At 61.0% G+C, this 611-nt stretch carries 1 protein-coding gene; it reads left to right on the forward strand.

Annotated elements, in window-relative coordinates; translation table 11 throughout:
• Window positions 1-90 precede the first annotated feature (90 nt).
• The coding region (locus AC1DT3_RS23520; protein WP_477467561.1) for an adenylate/guanylate cyclase domain-containing protein at window positions 91-611 on the forward strand (521 nt) is incomplete at its 3' end.

The following is a 611-nucleotide window of genomic DNA, read 5'->3' on the forward strand; positions in this document are numbered from 1 at the left end:
GCCTTGGGCACGCTCTGCGTCATCGGGTTTGAACCCCACGAGATGAGCCCGGCGCAGCGGGAAGCGGTACGTCGATTAGCGCAACAAGCGATGTCTCAGCTTGAGCTGCGACGGCAGCTTCTCGAGCGCGACGAGCTCGTGGCCGAGATCTCTCAGGCAAAGGCCGCTGCCGACGTGGCCCGGGAGCGCTCGGACCGGCTTCTCAAAAACATCCTGCCGGAATCGATCGCCGAGGAACTCAAGGCGCATGGAAAAGTCGAGCCGCGCTTCCACGATTCCGTGACTATTCTTTTTGCGGATTTCAAGGCGTTCACGCGCCTCACCGAAACCCTCGATCCCGCCGGACTGATCCGGCAACTCGACCAGAACTTCGCGCGTTTCGACGAGATCGCCGAAGCCAATGGCATCGAAACCATCAAAACAGTCGGCGACGCGTTCATTGCCGCCGGTGGTTTGCCGGAGGAGAATCGCAGCCATCCGATCGATACATGTCGGGCAGCGTTGCAGATGCAGAGTTTCATTCGCGACTCTAATCGACAACGCGAACGGCTACGCTTGCCGCCGTGGGAGCTGCGCATCGGCATCAACACCGGTCCGGTCGTCGCCGGGAT

The organism is Microvirga sp. P4_G7, from assembly GCF_056401005.1.